Raw genomic sequence first — 23,860 nt, forward strand, 5'->3', positions numbered from 1 at the left:
TCTCGTGCTAGTTTACGAGACAAACCTATTGTTATGCAAAATCCGGTCGCGTATGTTTTTTCCTAAAATTTACTTCTTCACCATACTGGGCGGCGTCCTGCTCACCGGCTGTAAAGACACGCAGCGCGAAGAGCAACTCGCTGCACGTGAACAGGCTGTTATCCGCATGGAGGCTGAATTTGCGATGAAGGAAGCAGATTACCGGTCGCTTGTAAGCATGCGCGACAGCCTGCTTACCAGAAAGGATACGGTGATTATCCAGGCCTGGCCGGACGCGATGGCGGGAATATGGAACAGCAAGTCGGTGTGCCGCGAATCTACCTGCACCGAATATGTAATCGGAGATCAGCGGTCTAATTTCTGGGAGTTTGTAAGCGATTCAACAGGGCTGTTTACCCGGGTGGTCGACGGCAACAACAAGGTGGTACGCGTTTATACCGCAGAACTTGACAGTACGGGTATCAGGCTGTATTTCAAAAGTGATTCGGCTGCAAGCAAACGGACGGATATCCGGATAGACCTCAGCCAGGTAAATGCCGACTTCTTCAAAGGCACGCAGGCCACGAATATCGACCAGGCATGTAATGCGAAATTTTCCGTGGAGCTTACCCGCACAACCAAACGCTGATCTATGCAGTTTTTAAACATACACATCGGTAGCTTACCGATTGAAGACCCGGTATTGAAATTTCTGCTGGAACTGGTGATCATCCTGAGCGCGCCGCTTTTGCTCAATAAAATAAAAGTACCTCATTTACTCGGCCTGCTGATCGCGGGCGCCCTGGTTGGTCCGAATGGTTTCAACTTGCTGGCGCGGGACAGCAGCGTGGTGGTTACCGGTACCACCGGGCTGCTTTACATTATGTTCCTGGCCGGGCTTGAAATTGACATGGGCGATTTCAAACGGAACAAATGGAAGAGTGTGACTTTCACGGCCTACACATTCGCGATTCCTTTTATCCTCGGTTTTATGGGCGGGTACTACGTCCTGCATTTTTCGATACTGACCTCTGTCCTTTTTGCAAGTTTGTTCTCCTCCCACACACTTATCGCCTATCCGATGGTGAGCAAGCTTGGGATTTCGAAGAACCTTGCGGTCAATATCACGGTAGGCGGCACGATGATCACGGATGTATTGTCGCTTCTGGTACTGGCCGTCTGCGTCGGAATGACCCAGGGTGAGGTCGACAGCGCCTTCTGGACACGGCTTGGTTTATCAGTCATTGCATTCAGCGTGACGGTACTTTTCGTTTTTCCGATTATAGGCAGATGGTTTTTCAAGAAAGTCGACGACAAGATTTCACAATTCATATTCGTGCTTGTGATGATCTATCTGGCGGCTGTACTGGCGGAGCTGGCTGGGATAGAGGCGATTATAGGTGCTTTCTTCGCAGGGCTGGCGCTGAATAAGCTGATCCCCCACTCTTCCGCGATGATGAACCGCGTAGAGTTTGTCGGGAACGCTATTTTCATTCCTTTTTTCCTGATCAGCGTCGGAATGCTGATCGATTTTAGTGTTTTCTTCAAAAGCCTTGAAACGCTGGGAGTAGCGGCGGTTATGCTCGTTGCTTCCATCGGCGGAAAATATCTTGCCGCTATTTTTACCCAAAAAACCTTCCGGCTGACCAAAGATGAAGGGATGCTTATATTCGGAATGAGCTCTGCTTCTGCTGCGGCCACACTCGCCGCTGTAATGGTTGGTTACAATATCATTGTGTCGGAAACGGCAAATGGAGAATCGGTCAGGCTGCTGAGCGAGCATGTTTTGAATGGTAGTATCCTTCTGATTTTAATATCCTGCACGGTTTCTTCCTTCGTGTCGATGTCGAGTGCGCAGCGGATCGCTGAATCCGACAAAGAAGATACCGCTTCGGGCATAAACCGTGAAAACGAGAACATTTTGCTGGCCGTTAATTACGAAGAAACCGTCGAAAAGCTGGTTAACCTCAGCCTGCTCGTCAAGGGAAAAAGTGACGACAACCGGCTTCTTGCGCTCAATGTCATCAATGATACCAAAAATGAATCGTCTGTAAAAAATGCTAAAAAGACATTGCACATTGCCGTAGACACAGGCGCTGCTGCGGATGTGGAAGTGCTTCCGCTCACGAGGTATGACAATGACGTTTCCACGGGTATCAGCAACGTGATCAAGGAACAAAATATTACCGACCTCATCATCGGGTTGCAGCCCGACAAAGGCTTCACCCCTTCTTTTGTATATAACCTCTACAACGGTTATCTCCAGAATGACAACGTAAACACCCTGATCTACCATGCCGGCCAGCCTATTTCCACCGTAAAAAGGTATGTGGTACTGATCCCGCCAAAAGCTGAAAGGGAAGCCGGTTTTTTCAGTGCATTGCTGCGTGTGTGGAACATTGCCAAAAATTCGGGCGCTGAGATGAGCTTCTATTCCAACCGGCCGGTTATTGACATTCTGAAAAAAGTAGTCAATAAATCCAGCATCGAACTAAGCCTGAACACCATCGACAACTGGCAGGAAGCCGAGCAGGCTGCAACTGACCTGCGCGACGACGAGGGCCTCATCGTATTCATGGCCAAGCGTGGAATGGCCTCCTATTTTCCGCAGATGGGATTCATTCCGGAATTTTTAAACCAGTATGTGAAGGAAAACAACTTCCTTTTGATCTATCCGTTCCGTGACGACCACCCGGACCAGATTGAAAGGAGATCCGTGAGTAATCATGATGACTTTGTGGAGATCGGCCAGATGATCAGTAAAGTTTTTTCACGGTAGGACAAGCCAACACACTCACCCCTGCAGGTTAAAAGCAATACGCCTGATCTGCTGTTTTTCGGTGGGGCAAAAAACCGCCAGTTGATAATGGCTGCCCGGTGTAAGCGTACTGCCTAAACTATTATACATAAATATCCCTTTCTTGAAGTAATCACCGGTCCTGAGCATATTAACCCTCCCATTTTTGACCGGATCGGCGACGAACAGGTACATATTTGTCTCGTTGTATACAACCAGATAAGTGCCTTCAAAATGGTTGGGCGGAGACGGATATTCATCTGTGTGGATAGAAACACATTTGTCGTTCGGGCCGTCGCATTCCTCGTTTGCGGAAACTTTAACATTTTGCAGTACCGGCGCATTCCGTATCGCTTCAAGCGTCAGCTGTGGGAAAACGGTTTTAAAAGCATATACGGGCTTGCTTTTTCGGCTGATGGAATCGCTGAGTATTTTGCTCGCGCCCTCATAATAGCTGGTGTTCCGGTAAATGACCCAGTGACCATTTTTGTTATAATTAAATAACCCCGAAACCATATACGATTTGTAGTTGGACAGCTTGTCGTAGCTTGTATAATAATTAAACAGCAGCAACAGCAGGCTTGCAGCGCCAAACGATAAACCGACTAACCGTTTTTTTCGGAAATGGATCAGGCAGCCGCAATAGGCGAGTATCCAGAATACCATCGAATATATTTTATAGCGGCTCGATAATGTCGTCATTACGGCTCCCAGAGTCCGGGAATATGCCATCGCCAGCGAAGTAATCAGGATGAATGCTGCCATTCCCAACCACGCCACTTTCAACTTTTTCAGCGCGGGATCTTCTGTACTTTTTTTGATTAAAAAAAGAAAGCAACCGCCACAAACAGCCAGAAGCAGACACAGGCCAAGAAGCAACGCGGGGATATTGGCTGCGACGAGTGGCGCATTTGAGTTTTCGCTGTAATCCAGGATACCACCGACAAAAGCCAGCATATTATAAACCAGGTACAACGGTTCCTGAAAGTGATTGGAGATGGAAAATGCTTTTGTACTGCTGTGGGCCTCGAAGTCCCGGAAATAGAGGATGATCGCGACAAGCCCTGTCAGGCCCCATACAGCCGCTGTCCTGAACATTCGCTGATAAATCAATACCGCAAGACCTGCGGCAAATGCAAACATTCCGTTGCCGAACGAATAAGTGGCAAGGAGTGCAGCCAGAAGCGGAAGTATCAGACTGAGCTTATTAGTATTTGAATAAACAATCAGATACACTGTCAGCAAACCCAGGAAGCCAACCGGCATGTAAACGGTGCTGGCACCTGCCCATAAATTGGCCTCATAAGTCACCGGACTGAATAATGTAAGCACGACCGGAATGAGGTAATACAGCGAAACGCCCGTTTTTTTAATCATTTTCCAGAAAAGCACTGTAAACCCAACGAGTGTGAGGTTACCGATCAGGACTATGACGACAAAATTGACCTGACTCGTCAACCAATAGGAAAGCAAAGCCGTAAAGCGGGAATAGACAATACGGTGCTCAACCCACTGGTCGATTAGGAGATGGAGGCGCTCTGCAAATGTCTTCGCGTCCTGAAATTCCTGGGTGAAAAGCAACAGACAATAAAGATCATCCCCGTTCGGGACATTCACGGCATTGCGGAAAATGAGAGCAAAAAAGGCGACAATTAACGCACTACAAACAACGAAAGGTAAGGCGGAACGCGAAGTCATTTTTAATATTTATCCAAACCGGTAATGAGTGGGAAGGTGTAGGTAAAAAGGCCCACCCACCTGAGTTTGAATTGAAGAAAGCTGCATCGAATGAGAATAGTATATCTGTCGTAAAACTATTTGCTTTATAGATGAAATCCTACATACCGGAACAGTTTTATGATGCATAAGCAAGCTCATTATATACCGTGTAATTTTATTTCGCAGAAACTTTCCTTTTTTTTACAATGGCCCGAAGCGCTATAATCTGGTGCATTGAGGACAAACGATGCTGATCACCTTTAACAACCAAACCCATATCCGGATGCGCAATACGATTTTACTTTTCTTTCTTGCCAACTGTTTTGCAGTGCCATATGCACATGCACAAAAACCGCGTATGATGTTCGGCGACACGACCGGCACCGGTATCCCCTACTCCAAAGACCCGGTCGTGGTTAATTTCAAGGGCAAATACCTGATGTATTTTTCAATCCGAAAATTCCCCGAACGCGACAAGCCCATGTCGGGATGGGCGATCGGGATTGCGGAAAGCCGGAACCTTACCGATTGGAAGAAGATAGGAGAAATTTTGCCGGAAGCTGAATATGAAAAGAAAGGTCTATGCGCCCCCGGGGCACTTTTGAAGGACGGAAAGGTGCATTTGTTCTACCAAACCTATGGCAACGGCCCCAAAGATGCCATTTGCCATGCTACATCCGAAGACGGCATTCATTTCACACGGAACAAGACAAACCCAATTTTTCGTCCGGCCGGAGACTGGAACAATGGCCGTGCGATAGATGCCGAAGTTTACTTCTACAAGAATAAATACTTCCTGTACTTCGCCACGCGGGACCCGGAGGGCAAGATACAAATGCAGGGTGTCGCAACAGCCCCCGCGGGCAGCAACTTTGACAAACAAGACTGGACTCAGGCAACCGCTCAGCCGATCCTGAAACCGGAACTTCCCTGGGAAGGCGAATGCGTGGAGGGCGCTTCCGTCATCGGACGTAACGGAAAGCTTTATATGTTTTATGCCGGCGCTTACAACAACTGGCCGCAACAAATAGGCCTTGCTGTAAGCGAGGATGGGATTAAGTGGGAAAGAGCAACGGACATTCCATTTCTGCCAAACGGAAAACCGGGTGAATGGAACAGCAGCGAATCGGGTCACCCGTGCATTTTTGAGGATACCGACGGCAAAACTTATCTGTTTTACCAGGGAAACCCGGACAAAGGCAAAAGCTGGCTGCTGTCGAATGTCGAAATAGGCTGGAACGCAAAGGGGCCTTATATCAAACAGGATTAACCGGTTGAGTTCTGAATAACGGGAACCCCGCGCCGCGCATATGAGTAAATAAGCAGACTGATTGTATTTATATGTAAAATAATTATATATAAAATATGCTCAACTTCGATAAAGCCTGCATTTCACTGTCCATTTTATTTATATCGCTTTTACATCCGCTTTCAAGCATTGCCCAGCGCAGTTCAGTGAACTGGATCGATGCGCACGCGAAACCACTTTCGTCCGATTCCGCTGCCACCGAGCGTGACTTTTTATTTTTATCCGAAAAATTGAAAGGAAAAACGATAGTCGGATTGGGGGAAGCATCACACGGTACGCAGGAATTCTTTTTGCAAAAACGCAGGATTATTCAGTACCTCGTAACCCATGAGGATTTCCGGACCATCGCGTTCGAATCTGCGGCGAACTATATTGAACCAATCAACCGCTATATTCAATCAGGTGAAGGAAACCTGAAAAGTATGCTGGCTGGCATGGGGTTATATAACGCGAGCGAAATCTTCAAACTCTGCCAGTGGCTGATGCAGTATAATGCATCCAGGCCGGCTTCCGGGAAGGTCACGTTGATCGGGTTTGATGACGAAGCATTCTGGGGCGATCCATTGGGGCGGGATGAGCTGATGGCAGGAAAGTTTATAGCGGCACAAAAAGCGAATCGGCAGAAAAGCATTCTCTGGTCCCATAATCTGCATCTCGCGAAAGACACAACAATGGCACAGTACAAAGGAATGGGCTTTCACCTCAAAGCGCACTATGGCACTCTGTATTACGCTCTCGGCTTCGATACATTTACCGGAAGTGTACATGTGCTGAACGACGGACTGTTTGAAAGTCACGAATTTGCAGGAGACGAAAACACTTATTCGGCGTTGTTCAGTAAGTCGAAGTTTGAATCTTTTTTCATCGACTTCACGGCAGCCCCTGAATCTTTCAAGTCGGCTAACTACATTACCAATATCTATTCCAACTGGCAGGAACGGCGCATGCTACCGATTATCCCCGGCGCTGATTTTGACGGGCTGATTTTTATAAGGCAGACAACCGCTTCAAAACTTTAATCTTTCTATGCGCATCCTGTTCGTTTTACTCAGTGTTCTCGTAGTTTCAAAACTCTGTGCGCAAACGTCAAAATTGACGGTTTCTGAGAAGATCAGGCTGGTTGAGAGTTCGCTGCTACCTGCAATTGTGATGGAGGGGGAAACGATTCCCTACATGAGCATCACCGATCGCATGAAGCAACTTGACGTTTCAGGACTTGGACTGGCTATTATTAAGGACGGGCGAATAGAATGGGCCAAAAGCTACGGCATTGCGGATCGTCAATCAGGCCGCGCGGTAAATGAACACACTTTGTTCCAGGCTGCCTCGGTTAGTAAGCCAGTCACCGCATTGGCTGTTCTGCATTGGGTTGAAAAAGGCAAATTCGAGCTGGATACGGATATTAACCACTACCTGAAAAACTGGAAAGTACCTGAAAACGAATTTACCAAAACTGAAAAAGTAACCCTGCGACGATTGCTAAGTCACGAAGCAGGAATTACCGTGCATGGATTCCGGGGATACTCAGTATCCGATTCCGTGCCCACGTTATCGCAGGTTCTTCGGGGAGAAAAGCCGGCCAATTCCCGCCCGATCGTGCCGGATACTATTCCGGGAAGTATATTTCGCTACTCAGGCGGCGGTTATACGATCATACAGCAGGCATTGACCGATCAACTTGGTAAAGCGTTTCCCGATATCATGCAGGAAACAGTATTTGACAGGATTGGCATGAAAAACAGCACGTTCGGTCAGCCGGTCCCAGCTAAATTCCGGAGCAATGCTGCAACCGGATACAGAGCCAATGGGAAGGAGATAGACGGAAACTGGCATACCTATCCTGAATTGGCCGCCGCGGGTTTGTGGACTACGCCGACCGACCTGGCCCGGTATGTGATCGAGATACAACAATCTTTAAAAGGAAAATCAAACCGCATTATCTCGCGGGAAACTGCCAGCACAATGGTAACCAATCCGTCGCACCCCTACGGGCTTGGCCCTATGCTGATAAGCCAGGACGATTCCCTGGTTTTCATTCACGGCGGCAGCAATGAGGGTTTCCGCTGCATTTACATCGCGGAGGCAACAACAGGCAACGGAGCGGTGATCATGACCAATTCGGATAATGACTTTACGCTGATTTACGACATCGTCAGGAGTATTGCGAAAGTTTATAACTGGTTTTTCTATAAATCCGGCAAAATCAGCAGGTTTGACTTAAATAACGACCAGCTCGCGCGCCTTACCGGTACATACAATATGCCCGGTTATACTTTTGAACTCGTTCAAAATAATGGATTGCTGCATTTAAAGCCACATTGGGAAAAGCCTGTCATGGAGCTTTTACCAAAAAGTCTCACTCAATTTACGGACCGCGACGGGCGGTACGACGTAGAGTTTGTGTATGACAATTCCGGAAAAGTAAAAGCAGCGAAAGTTTTTGGCGACACGTTTGAAAAAACCGACCAATAGCACCGGCAACTGCACTATTTCAAATTTCACGTAGAATAAATTTTACCGTTTACTAAGTTTTTTCCTATAATTTATAGGATATGACTAATATTGGGCTACGACATTATCCTGACCTCAACTTTCTGGCCCTATGAATACACGTTTTACCCCCTATACACTTCTTCGCAACAATATCTCAGCTTCTTCCTGAGCCCCGGCAGCCTATTCCGGCCCGGTCTTTCAATACTATTTTGTCACACACGCACTTTGCACCAATCCCGCTGATTGCCAGCCGGGAGCTGGTGCTATTCATCAATCCGTTCATCCTTTAACCAATTTCTACATGGCAGAACCATTTCTATCTGAAATCCGAATGGTAAGTTTCAATTTCCCTCCGAAAGGCTGGGCACTTGCCAACGGACAACTTCTCCCTATCAATCAAAATCAGGCGCTTTTTTCGCTGCTGGGCACTACTTATGGTGGCAACGGCCAGACCAACTTCGCTTTACCGGATTTCCGCGGCCGAGTTCCTGTTCATATGGGCAACGGACACACGCTTGGTGAGCGGGCAGGCCAGGAAGCGCATACCATTACGATGCAGGAGACGCCTCAGCATAACCATGTTGTCACGGCAGTGGATTCCGGCCCTTCGGGTTCAAATGACCCTACGACCTCCTATCTGGCCAACAGTACACCCAACAACTTCTATTCCACCGTCGCAGGCGCTCTTACGTCAGTCAACGCCGCGACTGTTTCGAATGTTGGTGGAAGCCAGCCGCACAACAACCTGCAACCGTTCCTGGTGATAAATTTCTGTATTGCATTGCAAGGTATTTTCCCAAGCCAGAACTAGCGTTTCCGGGTAATTCTTTCCATTTAAATCAAAACAAACCACAAAATATATGGGACAACCTTATGTGGGAGAGATCAGAATGTTTGCAGGCACTTTCGCCCCGAATGGGTGGCAACTTTGCCAGGGCCAGACACTCCCAATATCTGAGAATGAAGTGCTTTTCCAATTGATAGGAACCACTTATGGCGGCGACGGAGAGGAAACTTTCCGGCTGCCCGATCTCCAGGGACGCCTGCCGGTCCATATGGGCCAACTTTCGGGCGGAAGTAATTACGTCATCGGAGAATCCTCGGGAACCGAAGAGGTCACTCTGACAACCCAGCAGATCCCAGTGCATACTCATGCTTTTCAAGCCTCCAGTAACCTTGCCGACGCGGCGAGCCCAAAAGATGCCGTGATCGGGACATCGACGACGACAAACGGATTCATAGCGAGCATACCCAGCCAGCCCATGGCGGCGGATATCCTCCCGGTCGGCGGTAGCCAGCCGCATTCCAACTTGCAGCCTTATTTGTGCGTAAACTTTATCATATCCATGTTCGGGATATTTCCATCGCCAACCTAGACGCTCCCGGCAGGCAATTGTAGAACCTTAAAACCCATTCAACCAACATGGCAGATCAATTTTTAGCAGAGATAAGAATATTTCCGTTTAATTTCCCTCCCGTCGGCTGGGCATTTTGTGACGGACAACTCATGCCCATTTCACAAAACACCGCATTGTTTTCATTGCTGGGGACCTATTATGGCGGTGACGGCAAATCCACGTTTGCGCTGCCCGATCTTCAGGGTTCATCGCCCATGCAACCCGGCCAGGGGCCCGGCCTTTCGGAGCACTTTCTCGGAGAACAATCCGGCACCGAAAATGTGACATTGCTTCAAAGCGAAATGCCCAACCATACCCACGTGATGAACGCGGCGCCCGAAGCTGCGGAAATCAAGACGCCAACAAACGCGGCGCTTGGATTTTCCACGCAGGGGAATATTTATGCCAGCACGTCTCCCAACGCCCAGATGAACTTCCAGGCACTGTCGGTCTACGGAGGTAGTTTGCCACATAACAACATGATGCCTTATCTAACGGTGAATTTCTGCATCGCGTTACAAGGCATTTTCCCACAGCGCCCCTGACAGGCACTGATTGGCATCGTTTATAATTTTCTGATTATCAATACAAATGAAGCTTACGAATACCGCTCTTGCACTAAGGCCGATTACGCCAAAAGACTTGCCTTTCCTGATGGAAATTTATGCGAGTACAAGGGAAGCAGAAATGGAAAGAGTCCCGTTCTGGACGGATCTCATGAAAAAGGAATTCCTGGCAAGCCAGTTCAGGGCACAACACGAATACTATCAGAAAAACTATATCGGTGCCTGTTTCTGGGTTATTGAACTTGAAAACAAGATCATCGGGAGACTTTATCTCGATGAAAATTTCCAGGGTAAGGGTATGCGGATCGTTGATATCAGTATCCTGCCCACATACCGGAACCGCGGATTGGGCCAGGGTATTTTTAAAGATCTCATGAAAAGGTCAGCGGAACTAAATATACCACTTACTATTCATGTAGAAGCCTTTAATCCGGCCAAGAATCTGTATACCCGCCTTGGATTTAAAACAATCAGTGAAACTAACGGAATTTATCATTTAATGGAATGGAAGCATACGATTTAAGCCAGCTTACTGCAGCAGAATTTCAATCGCGAAAGGGCGACCCCGTGGTTATCCATTTTGCTCCAAATTTTTCGCTGCCATCCACCATTCTCGGAGCCACCGAGCTGAATGGCTATTCTCCTCTTGAGCGGAACTCGTTTTCAGTAGAGTTTCAGACCAATGGGGATCACAGGGTCATTGAACAGGGGATTTACAGGGTCGTTCAACAAGACGATAAATACCTCGACATTTTTTTAGTTCCGATAGCTCAGGACCCGCTGGGCACGCGCTACGAAGCAGTTTTTTCTTAACCAGGACCGTGAAATTTAACATTAGAACTATGACTCAGAACTTTCTCTTCAAACTCCAACCATGAAAAACATCTACTTCTATCTGGCAGGCATCGTCCTGCTGATGTCGGGGACCGAAATGGTCAGCAAGCGTAGCGGCGATACGCCAACTTCCCATGAGTGGGTGGCGAAACCGCAAAGCAACTCCGACAAAAAATCACAGGAAAAAGTGCCTTTTACACGTGTGCGCAAAAATTCCCGCGCCAAAGCATTGCTCGCACCCAGTATCAGTGCCACCAACACTTATGCCGTCACAAGTGGCGGAGCCACAGCCGGCGGCGAACTGGAATATACAGTTGTGATCACAAACGGCGGACCGGATCCTGCCACAGGAACTACCTTTACTGAAACGATCGACATTCATACCACACTGGTACCAGGGTCTGTAACAGCAAGCCCTATTGCGGTGAATGACAGCTACTCCACAATCGGGAACGTCGGAATTGATATCGCCGACGCCCAGGGCCTTTTTGCTAACGACGTGAGCCCTATGAATACTCCGCTGAGCCTGAGCGGTTCCACCACCATCACGAGTGCCAATGGCGGAACAGCAACCGTTACAGCGGCTAACGGCGCGTTCACTTACGAACCTGCGGCGGGTTTTACAGGAACCGACACATTCACATATACAATCCAGAACGGATCAGGCATGACTTCATCCGCCACGGTAAGCATTTCAGTAACCGGTGCCATCTGGTTTATCAAAGACGGCGCGCCCGGCGGCGGCACAGGAACGCTCGCACAGCCCTTCAATAACCTGAACGCATTCCAGGGCATCAACAACGGAGCAGGTAATAATGCGAAAGACGGACATTTCATATTTATTTACAGCGGCAATTACGACGGCGGTATTACAGTCCGTAACAACCAGAAAGTGTTCGGGCAGGGAGCCAGCTCGTCGCTACTAACGCTGACGGGTCTTTCCGCGCCAAGCGGTAGCAATCTGCTACCGACGACCGGAGGCACCCGTCCTGCGCTCACCAACAGTGCCGGTAGTGTGTTCACATTGTCGGGTGTAGCCACAGTTCAGGGACTCAACATCGGTAATAGTTCAGGCGCGAAGTTGTTCAGCAGCGCTGCCGGCTTATTCACAGCAAGTGAAATCGACCTGAGCGGCACCGGCTCCGCGATTAATATTTCAAACAAACAGCTGGCTGCTACTTTCGGCCAGGTGTCGTCTACCGTTTCCAGCGGCTCGACCAGCCCGATCAAGCTTTCGAATGTTACCGGTAACCTTACAATCAGTTCCGGAACCCTGACAGCGAACAACAGTACCAATATACCGGCGCTTGACATTGCGGGTGGGATTGCCCTTGCCGTCAATCTCACAGCCGTGAACGCGAACGGAGGGAACAAAGGGATGATCATTTCCGGCACCACCGGCACCTTCCAGGTCTCCGGTAACGGTACGACGGCCGGAAGCGGCGGAACGATCCAGAATATTAGTCAACGGGGCATAGAGCTGCTGAGTACCACCGGTATTACCCTCAAAAACATGAACCTGGTGAACGCCAATCAAAATGACGGTACCGCACCATCCGGCACTTCCTCCGACATGAATAACCTGAATGCTAATGCAGCGGTATATGCGCTCAATACCAATGGTCTGACAATGGACCGCGTTGCCATCAGCGGAACCGTGGCCCAGGAAGGCATTAACCTTCGGGGTTGCAGCAATTTCAATTTCACCAATGGTTCTATCGGCTCATCAGGATCGCCCACCATTTCCGTTGAAGGCTGTATTTTCGCCGTAAACACTGGCGGTACCAACACGATCACCAATTCAACTTTCACCGATCCGGGAGGCCGTGCTGTATATTTCGCCAATTTCAGCACTAACATGACCTTGCTGACTGTCGATAACTCCACATTCCAGGATGCCGACGGCGCTTCCGGCCTGCAAGTTGTCGGTTACGGTACGTCCACTATGAAAGTGAGAATTCAGAACAACTCTAGATTCCTGAACTGCCGGACAGCCGGTGCTGAGGTCTATGCCAATGACAACTCGGTGATAACGGCCAGCATGGTCAACTTGACGGTAGACCCTGGCGCTGGTGTGGGCAGGGGGCTTGATGTCGCCGCAGCTAATAATGCCACGATGTACTTCAATATCGAAGGCAATAACGTCAAACACCACAGTGGTATCGGGATCAACTCGTTTGCGTCCGGAAATGGCCGTATCGAGGGATACATCCTAAACAATACAACAGAAAACCTCGCCGGGTCTTCCGCAGTATCCGGTATCGTCAGTTCGGTAGAGGGGGTTACACCTGGTGCCAACCAACCGGAGGCTGTCGTTGTAATAGAGGGCAATATTGTTAAAAGTGTGCTTAACATCCATGGCATTTCTACAAGCGCGCTTAGTACCGGGGGCGCCGAAAGCAGCTTTACAATTAAAAACAACGATATCCAGGTTACGGGGCCTATCGCGTGGTATGGTATCGACGTACTTGCACCCGGCCTGGGCGTGGCACCGCTCAATACCGCTACAATTTGCAGCAATGTGAGTGGTAACGCGGTCACGTTGTCAGCTCCTGGCAACTTTGCCTATCGCGCCAGAACCGGCAATCCCGGTACGACAATACGCTCACAGGGTACCGGTAGCTCCATTGTGGACGTATGGAATAACGGAGGCAATACTCCATTGAACAGGGCTTTTCCTGCTGGAGTAGGGACCTTTACCTTCGGGGCAACCTGTCCAACGCCGGGTGCCATCTCTTTCCGTGAAGGCGCAGCAGAAGTTCTGGCGGAAAAAGAATCTGTTGAAAGCGGCACCGTTGAACCTGTAACCGCCCCTGGCAAAGAACCACAATCTGTGGTTGCAACCGCAACACCTGTTACCGAACCCATTACCAAAGAAGTAACTGAACCCGTTTCTCCAAGCCCGGCCAGAACCGAGGCTCCACTGGCTGGTGAAACCGTGACTGTTAATGGTGCCGGAAGCGGCTTTACGCTGGCAAACGGTAAGAGCACAACCATTAAATTCAGGGTCACCATTAACAATGACATTCCGGCATCGGTTTGCCAGCTTTCTACACAGGGTACTGTTTCGGGGAGTAATTTTGCCAGCGTCCTGACTGACGATCCTGGCGCAGCCGGGGCGGACAATCCGACTGTTACTAATGTTACCTCGACCCCGGTGATCACCTTCTGCCCTGGCGATCAGACGGTATCACCTGACGCAGGTACTTGTACTTCCACGCAAACCCTAGCGGCGACCGCAGATGCATGTCCGGCGGCAACCATTAGTTATACTGTCGACGGAAACCCGATTACTTTCCCCTATGCTTTCCCCGCAGGTGCAACCACAGTAATGGCAACAGCATCAAACGGCGTCGGAACGCCCCTTACCTGTGCATTCACGGTGACTGTCACCCCTACCCCGGCACCACCTATCACGGATGAGCCTGATGCAGAGACCATTTGCGCCGGCGCAGGTATTTCGTTTACCGTAGCTTCTTCTCAGGCAGGTGTTACCTATCAATGGCAGAAAAAGCCTGCGGCTGGCGTGTTTGAGGATATTACGGTTGGAACAAACCCAACTGCCGATGACGCGACGCTGACACTCACCAACGTGCCTGCTGCCGATAATCAGTCGGAATACCGCTGCATTATTTCAAACCCATGTAACAACAGCACATCAGCCGCTGCGGTGTTAACTGTTAATGAGATCACCACTTCTTCTTTAACAGGAACAACTACTGTCAATCAGGGAGCCGCGGCGCCGCTAGTTACTTTTGAAGCAACGGGTGGTACGCTGCCTTATACGTTTACCTACAAGATCAACAACGGAACAAACCTGACCGTAACCACGACTGGAGTTAACACTTCCGCAACGGTCAGCCAGCCAACGGACGCAATTGGCGTTTTTACGTATGAACTCGTAAGTGTAACGGATGCACGGTCCTGCTCTCTGACACCTCCTTCTGCGCAGACCGCCACCGTGACCGTTGCTTCCGACCTCACTGCGACCATTTCGGGTACTGCAAATGCTTGCGAGGATGCAACAGAGCCAGTAATTACGTTTACGGCTGTCAATGGAATTGCGCCGTTCACATTTACCTACAAGATCAACGGAGGGGGTGATCTGACGGTGTCCACAACGGGTGTCAATACGACCGCTACTGTGAATGCGCCCACATCGGCTACCGGCACATTCATTTACTCGCTGACAAACGTCAGCGGCGCTGGTGGTGCCACTACTCCGGTCGCAGGGCAAACTGCAACGATCACAATAAACGAGGTTCCGACAATAGCCCTCACTGGTGACGAATACGCCTGCGCGAGCGACCGGAATACTTATACGGTTTTCTTCACGGCCTCGCCGGGCGCGGTGGTTACTTCGGATAAGGGTGTTGTTAGCGGCAATACCGTTACAGGGATCCCGAGCAAGGAAACAGCCACACTGACCGCCACGCTTGGAACGTGCTCTAGCGATCTGCCCGTTTTCAAAGACTGCTCACTGCCGGTAACCCTGATCGACTTCAAGGGTTCCAACGTTGAAAACACCGCTGTTCTGAAATGGAGCACCGCGGAAGAAACAAAAAGTGACCGGTTCGATATTCAGCGCAGTACTGACGGCAAAAACTGGCAAACAGTTGGCACTGAAAAATCACACGGTGAAAGCTATTCGATGATTTCTTATTCTTTTGTCGACAAAAAACCTGTCGGCGGAGATAATTTTTACCGCCTCAAAATGGTCGACCTGGATAAGACATTTGCTTACAGCAAGGTGATTAATGTACGGTTCGCTAACGAAGTCCTGAAGTCGGAATTTTACCCGAACCCCGTTTCGGATGTGCTGACTCTGTCGAGTACCAGCTGGAACCAGGTGCAATCGGTGGAAATCCACAATATGAATGGAACTTCGGTTTATCGTTCCGGTAAAACGGTATCGAAAACCGTTTCGGTGAAAGATCTGCCTGTTGGCATCTATATTCTTACAATTACCCATTCGAATGGTGAAATTGTAAATCGCAAGGTGCTGATCAACCGTTAAAAAGCTGAACGCCTTGTTTTAATACCAGGCGAATCGACTAAAATAAAAACAGGTAGCAGGGGAAGAAACTTTTCTCCTGCTACCTGTTTTCTCATTTCTGGCTGAAAACATTCATATTCCAAACTATTCGTTCAGAAACCGACGCACCGAGCCCAGATATCCTAATTATCAATCAAGCAATGTCGCAAAGCTTTTGAGTGAATTAATCTTTTGGAACATCGTTGACTTGACGAGTTCCATGAGGTCTGGGGGAAGTCTTTGTAATCTTTGACCCTGCCAATCCCGCTCGTCCGCTACCGATCTGCCTGCACGCTGAACAGCCAGCAATCCATATATTGCCCCTCCCAAAGAATGATCTGCCATGTGGGCGGTGGCGACTGTCTGGCCAATAGCACGGGCGATCGCTATTGACGTTGGGTCTGACAACTCACGCGCCACAGCGTGTGCTCCCAGGGAAGCCTTCATTGCTACTCCGGTCCCGACTATACCCTCTTCCCAATTTTGGGCAACCTGCAAAGCATGGATCAGGCGATCGTCGATCGGACTCTTCATAAGTGGCAGAACATGCTGACAACATTCCCTTGCCCACCACATCAAATGGCGATGGTGTTCTTTTGTGAGGATACCGCCTCTGTGCACGGCAACAAAACGTTTATCCCGCATCATTTCATCGTTTGTTCACTGCCAAATTTAACTATTAATCGTTCTTATCACCGCGGCCCCTTTGCCGATTTCCTTCTGCGGCATACCGTTGATAGCTGCCCCTATACCCCGCGAAACCATCAGCTCAAATTTTGCGATATGCTCGTCCATTCCTGTCTTCAGTTTTGTGAAACAGCAACTCACTGGTAAAGTTTTTTTGTAGTTGACTTATGACCAGGGAATGGCAACCGCTCGATGAGCCAGTGTGGGGACAATGAGGGTTGTTTTTCAGGATAATTGCAGAAGCTACCGCTGGATATAATCTGCGGTATTTTGGGACAAATTAAAAATAGTATGTCAAGGCAGATCTACAATAAAACCATTAAAATTGATGGAATTGATCTTTTCTACCGGGAAGCCGGGGATGAAAAGAACCCATCCCTACTGCTACTCCATGGATTCCCTACCTCGTCGGTAGCTTTCAAGAATCTGATGATTGCGATGTCCGATCAGTATCATCTTGTCGCTCCGGATTACCCGGGTTTTGGGTTTAGTGAATTTCCCGTGCCAGATAGTTTTGAGTATACATTTGGGAACATTTCAGCTTTAATAAACAAATTCACAGAAGCAATCAGCTTAGATAAATTCTTTATTTACCTCCATGATTACGGTGCACCGATCGGGCTTCAGTTGTGCGTAAATCATCCTGAAAAAATTACCGGTATAATCGTGCAAAGTGGCAATGCACACCGGGAAGGTATGGGGCCGGAATGGGACGAATATATTGACTATTGGTACAACCCGACAAGCGAAAAAAAGAAAAAGCTCATCCAATTCTTAAGTGTGGAAGGTATAAAAAATCAATACTTTGGTGGACTTCCCGAAGAAGTATTGTCCCGGGTCAGTCCGGAATTGTGGATGCTGGACTGGGACTTTCTGAAACGTCCGGGTAATATCGAAAAGCAGTTTGAATTGAATTGTGATTTCAAAACCCATCTGGAAATGTTTCCTGTTTACCAGGAGTATTTCCGTAAGCACCAACCACCGGCCCTTGTCATTTGGGGGAAATACGAGCTATTTTTTTCAGTGAAAGAAGTTCCCTGCTACAAGCGAAACCTGCCCGCAGCACAAATCCATGTTTTAGACGGAGGACACGATGTCCTGGATACTCATTTTGATGAGGTGCTGAGACTGATAACAAATTTTGTAAGTGAGCAAAGTGCCCGGGCCAAATCCAGGTGATCAGATTGCCATTGGTTGAGCTATCGGGCTTTCCTTAACATGGGCCTTAAAACCGGTGAGCTGCCCGACTGAATTTCGCCGATAACCTCGAACCCGTGACGCTCATACAGCGGAATATTTCTGGGATTTGAAGATTCGAGATATGCGATTAACCCGTCCCGGTCAACGGCCTTGAGTCCTTCGATTAGCAGTGCAGAGCCTATTCCCTCTCCCTGGTGCGCCGGATCAACACCTATCATTGGTAAATACCAGTGCGGTTTTGTTGGATGGAATTTTTCCATTTGCTCAAAAATCCCGTGCATATCTTCTTTAATATCGTCACCGGTGTTCTCTTCGAACAACCTGGATAACGATTCTTCGTCGGATACTGCACCCGGCGGCAACCATAAGGCAGCACCTGTAAAACCATCAGCAATATATGCAGTGCCCTTCCCGAACGCGTTACCGCCGAAAGCTTTCGCTATCGAAGAGAAAATCGCCAAGTATTTTGCCGGGTCCGGCAGGGACCATCGGGCCATCGGATCAGTGCTGAATGCCAATGTTAATACGCCAATAGCGCCTGCCTGATCAGAATTCGAAGCTGTTTTTATCATCATACCATTTTCGTTTCCTAAAAACTACGAGAAAGATAACAATCGATTATATATGAACCTGTTCCGATTTGAAATCTACTATTGCAAAATACTAAACGCCGCGGCATTCGCAGCTTGCTCTTTTGCTCACCATAACGTCCCGATTCGCCGTGCCTCATGTTATCGGCGTAGATATAGATAATGTTCGGCGATTGCTGAATTCAAATTGAAACGTTAGAGTAGCCGGTAATTAAACAGGATATTTACTTGGGTATAAACCTGGGATTATAGTCCGGATTCGCCTGCGATGGTATCGGGGTATTCAGTTTCTTCTGAAATTTTTGAAGCGCCGAAAGCATTGTCGCCGTCTGTTTTACATTCACTTTCGCAAGGTCAATGCGCTCGCCGGGATCATTTTCCAGATCATATAGCTCCAAGACATCATCTTCAAAGAACTGAAGCAGCTTCCATTTCCCGATCCGGATAGCGCTGCCGGGTCTGGTCCGGAACAGGGGATCCCGGCTGTCATCTTTAATGCCCTGGTAATTTTCGAGATAGACAGGGAAATGCCAGAAAATCTCGCGGTTTTCAAATTTTTCCTCCGATCCTTTCTGCATGAGTGAAAGAATGCTGAGTCCGTCCCTGGTCACTTTGGCTGGTATGGTAATGCCTGCGCGCGCTGTCACTGTCGGATACAAGTCGATCATCTGAACCGGCGTTTCGATTTTTGCGGACTCGATTTTAGCCTGTTTGTCATAAATCAGCAGCGGCACCCGTATTCCTCCTTCATAATAGGAACCTTTGCCAGCCCGCAAAGGCCACTGCCGTGACAGCGCAGCAATTCCCCCGTTATCGGAAGTAAAAATCAACAATACATTTTCGAGTTTGAGACTGTCAATGCCCGCCATGATCCTGCCTACATTGGCATCCATATTTTCAACCAGTGCCGAGTAGTGCGGATTGGTACCTTGTCCGTCAACCGCAGCCTGTTTTTTATATTTTTCAACCAGGCCCGGTTTTCCCTGTAACGGTGTATGGATTGCAAAGTATGGAATATACAGCAGGAACGGGTTTCCCTTGTTATTTGCCATGAAATCAATGGACTCCGTTGTCAGCCGGTCGGTCAGCTCTTCGCCTGCCGGGCCATCGGGCAGGTATTTCAGTTGATAGGGACTGAAATAAGTCTTTGGGCTGCCCGCTTTTCCGCCTCCTTTATGAATATCAAAACCGTGCTGCCTGGGATCGTCGCTCAAATGCCATTTGCCCATTAATGCAGTTTTATAACCAGCTGATTGAAAAAGCTCGGCCAAGGTGACGAATGCAGTATCGAGATCTGTGCGATTAGGCGTGGGTACCAGCTTTCTTGTTTCTGACCTACCCCGTTCGGAGCTTCCTACAGTATAAATCCCATGACGCGGTGTGAGGCTTCCAGTCAACAGGCTGGCACGGCTTGGTGCACAGTTGGATGCATTGGCATAGGCATTGGTGAAAACTACCGATTTTTTGGCAAGCCGGTCAAGGTTGGGCGTCTGGTAAAATCTGGAACCCATGAATCCGACATCTTTCCAGCCCAGATCGTCTGCAACAATCAGGATGATCTGTAACGGTTTTTCCGAAGACTGGCAATATCCCGCATGCATACAGGCAAACATTAAAAAAAATAAAAAACATATCCTGTAACTCATAAGGCTAAACTTAACCATTTCCCGCCAGCATTTCATTTTACTTACTTTTTGCCAATTTCTTCTGCCAGCCCAACAAGAAGTCCTTCGGCTCCCCGCATGTAACATAGTCGATAGGAATTTTCATACTGAACCACTTCTCCGACAAGTTGAGCACCATGCCTGGTTAGTCTGGATACCATTTCATCAATGTCTTCCACTGTGAACATCGCACGCAGGTAACCGAGGGAATTTACAGGCGCAGTCCGGTGGTCTGACATGACAGGCGGCGTAAGAAATTTTGAAAGTTCGAGCCGGCTGTGGCCATCAGGGGTAACCATCATGGCAACTTCCACATGCTGAGCGCCAAGACCGGTAACACGACCAGCCCATTCTCCTTCTATTGTCCCTCTCCCTTCGAGCGTCAGGCCTATCTCAGAGAAAAAGGAAATAGCGTTGTCAAGCGATTCTACAACGATGCCGACATTGTCCATTCTTAACAATTTGTTTTTTGCCATTGTTTTGTTGCTTATTTGTTTCATTCCATTGCGTTTTAAGCACGTCGTATAACACAATATCGCTCAAAAACAGCCTATTGACCGGGTTTCAGGAGAACATGCGTGCTTTGTGTGCTTATTGTTGTAGAGGAAACCGATGGAGATATTTACTTAACCAGGGGATTATTTGCTCATCCGCCTCCGATCACCCGAGCCGGACACCTGTAAATTTTGCAGCTTCCCTGTAAAAATGGCTGCTGTCGTAATATCCGAATTTGGCTGGATCAAATTCTTCGCGTTTTACATAGGCGGTCAGCGCTGTTCTGGCCCTGAGTATGGAAAAATATCCTTTGGGGCTGATTCCGATAACTCGGTGAAAATAGCGGTTGACGCTCTTGGGTGTTACAAAATGCTTTTCCGCGAGCTGGCTGACGTTTAATTGCAAATGGGTATTTTGATATGTTTCAGTTAAATCCTGGACGAAAGTCAGATAATGATCCGTCAACCGGGCCTCATGTTTTGCTATAAGATACTCTTCCATAATTTTACTGCGGGTAGCAAAGGACAAGCTGTTTTTTAGCTGTTCAATCAGGTGCATTGGGAGAATGAAGCGCAGCGGTATGACTTTTCCTTTCATGTGAACCTGGGATATTCCCAGGATAGCTTCCAATCCGCCGGGCTTAAATTTAATCGTGAAAATCCGATCGCCGGCGAGGTTATGCCGTGTGGTATGCAGATCCCTCAGCACCAGAATGTCCATGTCCCTGTCAATTGCAAAAGCAGAATTGTTCAGGGAAATCCGGTATGTGCTTCCGAGGTTGATGTACATCGTCGGTGTCCAGCTCGGGAACATTTCCACCGTAAACTCAAAGCCATTGACAACAGATTCAGAGAAAAAATCAATATGATCGGCAAGCTCGCAGCAAGGCTGAGCAAACGTATAATGATCCCGGATAGGGTCGAATATCTCTCTCAATTGTCCGTTTTTTACCTTGACGAATATACTGACCGGCAGCTAGATTTGGAAAAAAAACATATTTGTATGTCAACACGCATCCTGTACCTCCTGATCATCCTTATTTGCGGCCATCGGGCCAGCGCACAACATGCTAAAATTGAAAACTGCGATTGCGATTTTAAAATCGATCCGGAAGTATTGAAGATAGTACCGGATCATGTAAAGCAACATTATAAGCCCGGACCGGACCTGCCTGACAGTAGTTTTCAAAAACAATGCGGTTACCTGGTAGTCCCTGAAAACCGAAAAAAGAAAAATTCCACGCTGATCAAACTTCCCTTCATTGTCGTCAAAAGTAAAAACCCGAACAAGCGCAGCGATCCGGTACTTTATACCGGCGGCGGACCGGGTGGGAGTTCCCTGGGTTCAGCGGCAGGGCTCATGAAAAGCCCGATTATTGAGAACAGGGATTGTATTGTATTTGAGCAGCGGGGCACCCGCTTTGCGTTGCCATACCTGCGCACATTTGAACTTGATAAAGCGCTTAAAGAGGCTGCGCGTCGCAATTTGGACAAGGATAGCATGACGATTGTCGGCGTTAAAAACTACAAGGCAGCACTTGAAAAAAGGGGGATTGATCTTTCCGGCTATAATACGGACGAAACGGTGTCCGACATTCATGACCTGCTGAAAGCTCTGAAAATCGATTCTGTGAACTTATTTGGTATATCGTATAGCGGCGGCCTGATGACGGCGGTACTGCAACGTGACCCCTCCCGCATCCGCTCTTTGATCCTGGATTCGCCGCTGCCAACATTTGTTCCCATCGACGAAGATGAACCGGTAAATTTTATGGAGGCCCTTCATATTTATTTTGATAAGGTGGCGGCGGATTCGGCCAGTAAAAAGCTTCATGCCGATCTCAAAAGCCAATTCCATCAATATTTCAGTTCTATCGCCACAAAAACTTTCTATCTGCCTTACCTGGAAGCGGGCACAAAGGATTCGGTACGGATAAAATATACTAAAAACGAGCTTTTGAGTGTCGTGCTCGACAAGCTTTACGACGATTCGGGACGGAAAGACCTGGCCCGGATCATTACGGATCTGACAGCCGGAAAGCACCAGACTTACATGCGGCATTATTTTGACGATTTTTTTCGAAGGAATGCAGCGCCGGACGGCATGCGCCTATCGGTGTACTGTGCAGACCAGACTGCTTACCATTCCGAGAAAGTGCGCGGGGAACTGGATAAAATATATCCTTATCTGGCAGGTTTTCATATCAATGATGTTTATCAAAGCATGTGCGATTGCTGGAACGTACCACCGATAAACCGGGAGACAAAGCAGCCCTTTTATTCGGATAAGCCGGTATTGTTGGCGGATGGCGAAATGGACCCGGCATGCAGGCCCCTGTATATCGATCGCATCAGCCATTACATGCCCAACAGCCAACGCTTCCTGCTCCTCAATAAAGGACATGGCGTGATCGGAAATTCGATGAGGGCGATGGTGAGGGCGTTTCTGGCGGATCCTTATAAGAAAATAGTGTCGGCAGATAACAGCATTATCGCTTATTAACTGGTGAATTCCGAAGTAGGAACAATCCCAAAAACATATGTCAAAGCATCATTTGTCTGCGCAAAAGGACAGACCAGCTCTTTTCGCTTTTTATCAAATGATCAGCCCATTCCGAGCTTCTACGCTGTTGGAGAATTAATGAGCAATCTTTACCGTCGTAAACCCCGCCCGCGACTTTGGAGCGAATCGGCGGACAGATCCAATTGTCCGACAATTGTACTGTGACTTTGACAGCGCCTTTGCACTGAAGTAATCTTGGAGAAATTTGGCTCTGGCCTGTCCGCCGGGTGAGCATGTTATGTATTTTTTCTGTCTGAATTGCTGCGTATGGATTATTGGTTGGTATGCCTGATTCGTTTAAGCAGGTTGACGATAGATGGTCAAGATTCTTCTTCGGGCAACCGGGCTTGCATTTTGGGTTTAATTTTTAAAACTACAATGGTTAGATGAAGGCAGTTACTTGCTTCGTAGGGGCTAAAATCCATAGCGGTCCGTAAAATCAGACGGCACAGGCCGCCCTGCGCCGAAGCGTCGGAACGCCGAACCGTCGGACCGTCGGACCGTCGAAGCGGCAACTTTTACATTTCGTTAAC

20 protein-coding genes are annotated in these 23,860 nt (G+C 48.4%); 13 read left to right on the forward strand and 7 right to left on the reverse strand.

Annotation, left to right across the window (positions count from 1 at the left end; genetic code table 11):
• The first annotated feature begins 52 nt into the window (after nt 1-52).
• Both FXO21_RS25790 and FXO21_RS25795 read left to right on the forward strand, forming a co-directional pair.
• Entirely contained in the window at nt 53-628 is a 576-nt protein-coding gene (locus FXO21_RS25790) for a hypothetical protein (protein ID WP_149642787.1), read from the forward strand.
• A gap of 3 nt (nt 629-631) precedes the next feature.
• Nucleotides 632-2,758: a cation:proton antiporter gene (locus FXO21_RS25795; RefSeq protein WP_149642788.1), complete on the forward strand. Its 2,127-nt coding sequence runs from the start codon at nt 632-634 to the stop codon at nt 2,756-2,758.
• Nucleotides 2,759-2,773: 15 nt separating this feature from the next.
• Here FXO21_RS25795 and FXO21_RS25800 read toward each other — a convergent pair whose 3' ends face one another.
• Nucleotides 2,774-4,474 (reverse strand): hypothetical protein, encoded by a 1,701-nt coding sequence (locus tag FXO21_RS25800; RefSeq protein WP_149642789.1) that lies wholly within the window; start codon nt 4,472-4,474, stop codon nt 2,774-2,776.
• A 304-nt stretch (nt 4,475-4,778) separates the two neighbouring features.
• Between FXO21_RS25800 and FXO21_RS25805 the strand changes: the two genes are divergently transcribed.
• The 9 genes from FXO21_RS25805 (at nt 4,779) to FXO21_RS25845 (ending at nt 16,111) form a co-directional block, all read left to right on the forward strand.
• On the forward strand, nt 4,779-5,765 hold the full coding sequence (locus FXO21_RS25805; RefSeq protein ID WP_225865869.1) for a family 43 glycosylhydrolase: 987 nt from the start codon (nt 4,779-4,781) through the stop codon (nt 5,763-5,765).
• Between the two features lie 95 nt (nt 5,766-5,860).
• Nucleotides 5,861-6,823, forward strand: a complete 963-nt coding sequence (locus FXO21_RS25810) for an erythromycin esterase family protein (protein WP_149642790.1) — start codon at nt 5,861-5,863, stop codon at nt 6,821-6,823.
• 7 nt (nt 6,824-6,830) lie between these two features.
• Nucleotides 6,831-8,276: a serine hydrolase gene (locus FXO21_RS25815; protein WP_149642791.1), complete on the forward strand. Its 1,446-nt coding sequence runs from the start codon at nt 6,831-6,833 to the stop codon at nt 8,274-8,276.
• A 322-nt stretch (nt 8,277-8,598) separates the two neighbouring features.
• Nucleotides 8,599-9,108: a phage tail protein gene (locus FXO21_RS25820; RefSeq protein WP_149642792.1), complete on the forward strand. Its 510-nt coding sequence runs from the start codon at nt 8,599-8,601 to the stop codon at nt 9,106-9,108.
• 49 nt (nt 9,109-9,157) lie between these two features.
• Complete coding sequence (locus FXO21_RS25825) at nt 9,158-9,673, forward strand: phage tail protein (RefSeq protein ID WP_149642793.1); 516 nt, start codon at nt 9,158-9,160, stop codon at nt 9,671-9,673.
• A 47-nt stretch (nt 9,674-9,720) separates the two neighbouring features.
• A complete protein-coding gene (locus FXO21_RS25830; protein ID WP_149642794.1) occupies nt 9,721-10,239 on the forward strand; it encodes a phage tail protein in 519 nt (172 codons plus the stop codon).
• Nucleotides 10,240-10,285: 46 nt separating this feature from the next.
• On the forward strand, nt 10,286-10,783 hold the full coding sequence (locus FXO21_RS25835) for a GNAT family N-acetyltransferase (protein WP_149642795.1): 498 nt from the start codon (nt 10,286-10,288) through the stop codon (nt 10,781-10,783).
• Nucleotides 10,765-11,073, forward strand: coding sequence for a DUF6916 family protein (locus FXO21_RS25840; RefSeq protein ID WP_149642796.1), 309 nt, complete (start codon nt 10,765-10,767; stop codon nt 11,071-11,073). The genes FXO21_RS25835 and FXO21_RS25840 overlap by 19 nt, the downstream gene beginning before the upstream one ends.
• 61 nt (nt 11,074-11,134) lie before the next feature.
• The gene (locus FXO21_RS25845; RefSeq protein ID WP_149642797.1) at nt 11,135-16,111 is read left to right on the forward strand and encodes an Ig-like domain-containing protein; all 4,977 of its coding nucleotides are present in this window, start codon (nt 11,135-11,137) and stop codon (nt 16,109-16,111) included.
• Between the two features lie 168 nt (nt 16,112-16,279).
• Here FXO21_RS25845 and FXO21_RS25850 read toward each other — a convergent pair whose 3' ends face one another.
• On the reverse strand, nt 16,280-16,777 hold the full coding sequence (locus FXO21_RS25850; protein WP_225865870.1) for a putative immunity protein: 498 nt from the start codon (nt 16,775-16,777) through the stop codon (nt 16,280-16,282).
• A 24-nt stretch (nt 16,778-16,801) separates the two neighbouring features.
• On the reverse strand, nt 16,802-16,924 hold the full coding sequence (locus FXO21_RS29115; protein WP_255486827.1) for a hypothetical protein: 123 nt from the start codon (nt 16,922-16,924) through the stop codon (nt 16,802-16,804).
• 183 nt (nt 16,925-17,107) lie between these two features.
• On the opposite strand from FXO21_RS29115, the gene FXO21_RS25855 reads away from it, so the two are divergent.
• The gene (locus FXO21_RS25855) at nt 17,108-17,995 is read left to right on the forward strand and encodes an alpha/beta fold hydrolase (RefSeq protein WP_149642798.1); all 888 of its coding nucleotides are present in this window, start codon (nt 17,108-17,110) and stop codon (nt 17,993-17,995) included.
• A gap of 20 nt (nt 17,996-18,015) precedes the next feature.
• Here the strand turns inward: FXO21_RS25855 and FXO21_RS25860 are convergent, their stop codons facing one another.
• From FXO21_RS25860 to FXO21_RS25875, 4 genes are all read right to left on the reverse strand, one after another.
• Nucleotides 18,016-18,591, reverse strand: a complete 576-nt coding sequence (locus FXO21_RS25860) for a GNAT family N-acetyltransferase (RefSeq protein ID WP_149642799.1) — start codon at nt 18,589-18,591, stop codon at nt 18,016-18,018.
• Between the two features lie 239 nt (nt 18,592-18,830).
• On the reverse strand, nt 18,831-20,207 hold the full coding sequence (locus FXO21_RS25865; RefSeq protein ID WP_225865871.1) for a sulfatase: 1,377 nt from the start codon (nt 20,205-20,207) through the stop codon (nt 18,831-18,833).
• Between the two features lie 86 nt (nt 20,208-20,293).
• A complete protein-coding gene (locus FXO21_RS25870; RefSeq protein WP_225865872.1) occupies nt 20,294-20,770 on the reverse strand; it encodes a VOC family protein in 477 nt (158 codons plus the stop codon).
• Between the two features lie 160 nt (nt 20,771-20,930).
• The gene (locus FXO21_RS25875; protein ID WP_149642800.1) at nt 20,931-21,701 is read right to left on the reverse strand and encodes a helix-turn-helix domain-containing protein; all 771 of its coding nucleotides are present in this window, start codon (nt 21,699-21,701) and stop codon (nt 20,931-20,933) included.
• 66 nt (nt 21,702-21,767) lie between these two features.
• Here FXO21_RS25875 and FXO21_RS25880 point away from each other — a divergent pair, with 66 nt between their 5' ends.
• Nucleotides 21,768-23,267 (forward strand): alpha/beta fold hydrolase, encoded by a 1,500-nt coding sequence (locus FXO21_RS25880; RefSeq protein WP_149642801.1) that lies wholly within the window; start codon nt 21,768-21,770, stop codon nt 23,265-23,267.
• The last annotated feature ends 593 nt before the right edge of the window (nt 23,268-23,860 follow it).

Origin of the sequence: Dyadobacter sp. UC 10 (assembly GCF_008369915.1) — a bacterium.
In the GTDB taxonomy this organism is placed as follows: Bacteria; Bacteroidota; Bacteroidia; order Cytophagales; family Spirosomataceae; genus Dyadobacter.